This is a genomic window from Vibrio sp. 1F253, from assembly GCF_041439295.1.
Lineage (GTDB): Bacteria > Pseudomonadota > Gammaproteobacteria > Enterobacterales > Vibrionaceae > Vibrio > Vibrio tasmaniensis_A.
Genome location: NZ_JBGONU010000030.1, coordinates 51,856 through 58,014 on the forward strand (window position 1 = coordinate 51,856; position 6,159 = coordinate 58,014).

Here is a 6,159-nt window from a genome sequence, read left to right on the forward strand (position 1 = left end):
AGGACGCCCCGATGAACGCTTTTATCCGCACGTTATTGTTGAGTACGCTGATGACGCTCGCCTCAACCTCCCTCACTCAAGCGCAACCCCCTCATGCGATGACAGGCCAATACGCCTTGGTGTTCTTCCATTTTAGTCAGTGCGCTGAGTGTCACCACTTTGCCCCAACCATGAAGCGGCTAGAGCAAACTACTCAACTACCTGTGTACGATTTCTCCTTTGACGGACAACCCATCCCCGGTTACGCGACGCCTATACCGACCAACTCTGACATCACCGCTGCGTTTTTTGGGGATCTCAAAAACGCCATTACGCCCGCCACGTTCTTAATCAACGTCAGCAATGGTAAGTACGTGCGTTTGAGTGAAGGCAATGTTCCATACACTGAGCTGCTTAAGAGCTACCAAGCCTTGCGCGCCGATGTGGCCATCATGGAGAGTTTACAATGACGCGACCTACCCTCCTGGCTCTCTTAATGAGTCTTTCATGTTCACTTCATGCCGGCGGCTTGGGCGACGCCATGAACAGCTTTTGGGATGACAGCAGTTTTAACAGCAACATCACGAACCCAAGTGCCTATCAGGGTCAATCCGCCACCTACTATAATGCGGGCAGTTTGTTTGCTCGCACCAACATCAAAAACATTCAACTGGCCGCCATCACCTTGCCTTCTGTCAGCGCAGGGTGCGGTGGCATTGACGCCTTTATGGGCGGCTTTTCTCATATTAACTCTGACCAACTGGTGGCTTTTGGTAAAGCCGTCATTGCCAACGCCGTGCCCTTCGCGGTGGATTTAGCGCTGCAAACTTGGGCGCCGAGCATCAAAGAGAATCGGGACAAACTGCAAGCCATTGCTGATCAGTTCCTCACCACCTCGATGAACTCTTGCCAAGTAGCGCAATCGGCGGTCTCTGGTTTAGCGGCCTTTACCGATGGGGAAGCCAAGCGACATGCCTGCGCCACCCTAGGCACGCAAAGCAACGCTTTCGCTGATTGGTTAGAAGCGCAACACGAATGTCGCAACGTCCGTACCAACCAGAGCACACTGGCTAGCAACACCGATGACGCCACGGCGCACGCAGTGAAAGTGAACTTAAATGTGGTGTGGGATGCGCTCATGAAAAGCGCTTACCTTCAAGACAATCAAGAGGTCGCCGAGTTTATCGTAAGCCTCACTGGCACCGTCATTTACGACGCGCAGGGGACGCCAAGCTACATTCCGGCCATGTTAGTGGGTAACGACACCGCCATTAACGCCCTTTTGACCGGAGGGGATTTGGAGGTGTATCGATGCGACAACACCGAGACCTGCCTTTCGATGAGCCTAAGCGCCATCAGCCTAAATGAAAGCCAAGCCTTTAACGCCAAAGTGCGCCACACCGTCGATACGCTCTATGCCCACTTACAATCTGACCAACCTATCACCGACTCAGAGAAGAGCTTTGTTGAACTCAGTGACATTCCTATCTTAGCAATGCTCATTGATGATGCGCACCTCAACCTACAACCAGAAAGCCATTTATACGCTCAAAATATTGCCGCCGATCTCTTGCATGCCTATCTCAACAACATGCTGATGATCGTCAATCAATCCATGACCAACCTCGCTTCGGTTAACCCAACCGACGTCAATCGCACTCTCGAAGGCATCAACAGTGCAAGGGATTACTTACAAACCATTCGAGACCGTCACAAAACAAAATTGAACGCGTACTTAGCCCTCACTGAGCGCTTAAAACGCAAACGAAAGCTCCTTAGCCAATCGGCAAGTGACGCTACCCTATCGAACCTCACCTTTGGCCATTAAAGGAGATCCCCAATGACCTTAGACTTTTATCTCTATGGCGCAGGCCCTCAATTACAACGAGCCTTGAACGCCGTCGCCACTTTTTTTACCACCAACACCTTTGGCTCGTTAATCGAAATCGCCTTACAACTGGCCTTTATCATCAGTGCCACCCTATTTTTTGTGTCTCGAGACGCGAAACATGTGATGCGTTTTATGTTCATTTACTTGGCTATCCCCACTTTTCTTATCAGCATGAAAGCCACCGTCCATATCAATGACGCGCAAAATCCTATGCGCATTTATTACGTGAATAACGTGCCTTACATCGTCGCAATACCCGGTTGGGCGGCCACCACGTTCATGCACGGCTTAACCGAAGGCATTGAAATCGTCTTTAGCAGTACAGAGGATGAAAGCTACAGCTCCTCAGGCATGGTGTTTGGTTCGAATTTATACACGTTGCTTCGTAGCGCCAACGCCGAAACCATTGATCTGCAACGCTATTGGAAAGACTTTTATCACAACTGCATCGTCGGAGACATTCGAATTAACAAAAAATACACCATGCAAAACATCCTGCAAGCACCGGATTTGCTGGGTTTTCTCGCCACAAAATCGATGTCCCCCATTCGTGGGCTCTATAACCCCCAGGGTCAATACAGAACCTGCCGCGACGCGTTTCCTGAACTCACTCAACAATTTGATGAAGAGGCCAATCAAACCATGAATAAACTGGGCGCGTATATCTTGGGACGAGAGAGCAACATCCAATCAACGTTCTTAAGAAACGCCATCGAGAATAGTCACCAAGATTTAATTGGGGTCAGTAACAACGCGGTCGATATTTTAAAACAGAACATGGTCATCAACATGACGCGATGGAACATCGAAAACACGCACCGAGGTATCGCGGCCAACTACGCCTACACCGCCAACCAAATGCAAACCACCACCATGTGGGCCAACATTGGGCTGCAAGCCAAAGAGTTCATTCCAATGATGCACTCGATAGGAGTGATTTTGTTTGTCTGCTTTGGGGCGATCATTGCCATCATTGCCTTGCTGCCACATATGGCGCTGCCTGTCCTTAAAAACTACGTTGGCAGTTTTTTCTATCTGGCCACTTGGCCTATGATATTCACCATCCTCAACGCTATCATGATGTGGTTCTTAGAAGGGGCGACCCAGGGCGCGACACAAGGGTTACGCGGCATTACCCTCTCGAACATGAGCGGCATTGATTACGTCAACACGCGTTACGCCTCCATTACCGGATACTTGATGATGTCCACCCCCGCGATTGCTTTGGCGTTAACCAAGGGCGCAGCGGCCATGATGAGCAGCTTAAACTACCAACTGGCGGGGATGATAAACCAAACCAATGCCCGTACGTCGGCAGCGGCCTCAAGCGGTGATATCAGCCACGGTAATACGCAAATGCAGACCCACACGTTTAATAACGTCAATGGCAATAAGTTTGATACGTCGACATTGCTGAAACAACACGGCAGTACCACTCAAAGCGAAGACGGTATGCTTTCAACGCAATACGGTGATAGAACGGTGTATGACACTAGCCCTACCGCGTCGAATTTCCAGTGGAATGTCGCCAGCTCTAGTCAATACAGTGAAGCGGTGCAAGACTTGCACACTAGCGCTCAATCCAACCTCTCGACACAACAAACGGCCTTGTCACAAAGCACACAAAGTGGCTCTCAATTGATGGCCGATTGGAAAGAGAGTTATTCTTCAACCCAAGGTTACGGTTTAACTCATGGACACGGTGCAACTGCTGCAGCATCAAAAGGCTTAGAGCAGGTCAGCTCCGCCACTGAGCAAGTCAGTGCGGCAACCGGATGGAGCCATGAGAAAGCGAATGCCTTCTTACACTCTGCGTACGGCGGTTATGACGTGAACGCTGGACTGTCAAGCGGCGCTCTCGGTGACGCCGTAGGGTTTAATGGGAGTGTGAACGCGTCCACGGGACAAAAATGGACACAGGAAGACCGCGAAACGCTCAGCAGCATGAGCAACGAACAACAAAGCCAAATGCAAGCCGCTATCGAGTCCTACCGCTCTGGCGCCAACCAAACCATCGAGGCGAGCAACCGCCTCACGGCCGATGAACGTAATACGGAGATGGGCACTTACGCCACTGGCTTTACGGCGAACTTTAGTGAGACACAAGGCTTGATAACGTCCACGACACAATCTCAACAAGAGGTCGATACGCTCAGCCAAGTCAACAGCCAAGATCAACGTCATCTGGCCAGCCTGACTGAGAAACTGGAAAAACCATTCCAAGCGTTTGTTGAAAACGGGCGTACGAAAGACGAATCAGGACTCATACTAACGGGACAGGGCGACGATGCTCGTCAAGATCGCGCTGACTTATGGGAAAAATTTAAAACAACCGACACGTTTAAAGATTTTGTGCTCGCCAGCGTACCCACTCAAGAAGAGCACGAACAAGCCTTTAACCCTGAGCCGACCCAAGCCGAGTGGCAAACGATGGTGGGGGAACAATTTAAAGGCCAGGCTCTAGGTAATACCGGTCAAACGGTGCTGGAGCAGCATCAGAAACGCGGCGGCACAGAGCGTTATTACAACCCCGACAACCACTCACAAATCGTGGATGAAACACGTGAACAATTTGAGGGCACCAGCAAGCGTGTTGAGCCACCATCAACCTTGCAGCCAACAAAGAAAGAGTAGGATCAAACCCATTCTTAATCTATAAATAATGGTTAATTATTGAGCAATCCAAGTGAGATATCAAAACAACCTAGTATTATACACAGTATAAAATGGAGGATTAGTAATGAATAAATGGACCATATTAGGCTTAATCACATGGTGCTCTTTTTCGAGTTTAGCCAATAATCAAATTCCAGAAATTGATCGCCCCATCAGCAGCAAGAACCCTGCTAGTATGGGTTACTACGTTGAGCACTATCAAGATCCCGATAGCCCTGAGTATCGAGATTTATTGATCGGCGTTCGTGTCGCCGCGGATACCATAAATCTTTATACCACGCGCTTAGACGCTCACAATCAACGTATCGATTATTGCTTGCCAATGAAAAGCCAGGTAAACCGCGAAACATTACGGAATTGGAAAACCGAAGAGTTAATGGAGCTGATTAATAACCAAATTGAACGTAATATTAAAAAATACGGTAAACCAGGCATTAACGGGTCTATCGGTTATTACTTAACAATGGGGCTCAAAGAGCAATACCCTTGCCCGGTACAAAAGCAATTTTAAGCTGTTGGTTTACCCTACCAAAGGTTATGTTTGAGTTGACGACAGATATGCTCTTGAGCAATTTAAAGAACTAGAACAAAGAAACTTTCAAGCCAAAAATAGATTTATATAACAAGTCAATTCTGGTCAAATAAAACCTACTTTCTTAACATCTATTCATTAGATTGATTTCGTTTGAACTCAGCAAAGGCTCTAGCGTGAATCAGAACATCTTCGATCCCTTGTTCGTCATTTAACAAGTCAGCAAAAGAACAATTGTAGTCTGGTAATCCCTGAGCCTTATAGTGTGGTTCCGTAATAAGATACTGTTTCCAAGCTTTAGGTACTGAACCTAGCACTTTCTTTTCTGATAACAGAGTTAATATTTCATCTACTTTAACAGGATACTTAAACCATGATATCGGTTTAATTGCAGGTCCTCGCTTATTTGCCACGTAAGGAGGGAGTTGAGATGAAATCAACTCAGATTCTTGAATGAATCGTACTGTCCAATCTGCAATATTTACCAATTCACCATTCGGAGTACGATTGGGGTGATTTTCAATAATCGGCGCAATGTAACCAATCTTAACTTTACGCTCAGAGATATCATTGAAAGCTTTTATTTTTTCTAAAGCTGGCAAAATATCGGTATCGTTAGTTACAAACACAATTTGCTCAAGCTCAGGATCGGTCAGAGCATCAAAAACAGCTTCAACAGCAACATTGACATCACTTTTCTTCTCTTCAAGCTTCCAAACTTTAACTCGACTAGAATCTTTAGGTAATATCTCTTTACCATTTTTATCCAATTCAAAAGCTGGGTATGTAACAGGACCACACTGATACTTTCCTGGAATCTTCTTGATATTAGAACCACAAACAATTTTCAAAGCTTTATGATAAGTACGTTGATCGTTGATCGAATTTGGATCAGAAGCTACATTAGGAAGGATTTCTGCGGTGAAAAACTTTATGGGGTCAATCTCATGTAAGGTAAAATTGTTGCCATGAGAACGAGGGAGAACATACTTTTCAAGTAACTCATGAATATTAAGCCATTTAAAGTGTGATCCGCACCAGCAGTTTTGGACACTGAGTTAAGTGAGTACAATCACTAATG

General features: G+C 46.9%; 5 protein-coding genes. 4 read left to right on the plus strand and 1 reads right to left on the minus strand.

The window, feature by feature from the left end:
- Positions 1–11 precede the first annotated feature (11 nt).
- From traF to ACED28_RS15130, 4 genes are all read left to right on the plus strand, one after another.
- Positions 12–449, plus strand: coding sequence for a conjugal transfer protein TraF (gene traF / locus ACED28_RS15115; protein WP_016799993.1), 438 nt, complete (start codon positions 12–14; stop codon positions 447–449).
- Entirely contained in the window at positions 446–1,807 is a 1,362-nt protein-coding gene (locus ACED28_RS15120) for a conjugal transfer protein TraH (protein WP_017061846.1), read from the plus strand. The genes traF and ACED28_RS15120 overlap by 4 nt, the downstream gene beginning before the upstream one ends.
- Positions 1,808–1,819: 12 nt before the next feature.
- Positions 1,820–4,504, plus strand: a complete 2,685-nt coding sequence (locus ACED28_RS15125; protein ID WP_102556624.1) for a conjugal transfer protein TraG N-terminal domain-containing protein — start codon at positions 1,820–1,822, stop codon at positions 4,502–4,504.
- Positions 4,505–4,610: 106 nt separating this feature from the next.
- The gene (locus ACED28_RS15130; RefSeq protein ID WP_017102791.1) at positions 4,611–5,057 is read left to right on the plus strand and encodes a hypothetical protein; all 447 of its coding nucleotides are present in this window, start codon (positions 4,611–4,613) and stop codon (positions 5,055–5,057) included.
- Positions 5,058–5,209: 152 nt separating this feature from the next.
- Here the strand turns inward: ACED28_RS15130 and ACED28_RS15135 are convergent, their stop codons facing one another.
- Positions 5,210–5,929 (minus strand): NYN domain-containing protein, encoded by a 720-nt coding sequence (locus ACED28_RS15135; RefSeq protein ID WP_253815844.1) that lies wholly within the window; start codon positions 5,927–5,929, stop codon positions 5,210–5,212.
- Between the last annotated feature and the right edge of the window lie 230 nt (positions 5,930–6,159).